The 471-nt window shown below is 43.1% G+C and carries 1 protein-coding gene; it reads left to right on the top strand.

The genetic code is table 11. The features are described 5' to 3' along the window. A partial coding sequence (locus tag CWB66_RS22280; RefSeq protein ID WP_171037515.1) for a hypothetical protein occupies window positions 1-414 on the top strand: 414 nt, incomplete at its 5' end. Window positions 415-471 lie beyond the last annotated feature (57 nt).

Below are 471 nucleotides of genomic sequence, written 5' to 3'. Positions count from 1 at the left end.
ACCACCAAACGCTTTTTTAGTTGGCTGGGTGGCATCTTTGCCCCCCTCACCACGTACATAGAATATCGCGGTAAAATCAAAAAGGCCGAGCATGACAGAGAGCTGGCCGTCATCACGGGGCAAACAAAACTTGTTCAGTCGGGCGTTGATAATAACCATAATTGGGAAATGCAAAGTTTAAAGGATAAAGACAAAACCTTACGCCTTTTTAGCTATTCCATGTTTACCGCGCCGATACTCATTACCATTATTTCGCCGGCGCATGGCGCAACCATTTTTAAAAACCTAGAAGGGGTGCCGCCTTGGTTAATTCAAACATGGGTCGCCATCAACGGGGGCGTGTGGGGCATTGCGAGTTTAAAAAACGTCGTACCGCAGTTTATCACCTTGGTTAAGAGGGCTAAAAATGGATAGCTTAAGTCTAAACTTAAAAGACTTTATTTTTATCATTATGCAGATATTTATTATATC

Origin of the sequence: Pseudoalteromonas sp. S558, assembly GCF_005886635.1 — a bacterium.
Taxonomy (GTDB): Bacteria; Pseudomonadota; Gammaproteobacteria; order Enterobacterales; family Alteromonadaceae; genus Pseudoalteromonas; species Pseudoalteromonas aliena.
The sequence above is the reverse complement of the archived record's forward strand: the minus strand, read 5'-3'. Positions and strand labels throughout refer to the sequence as shown.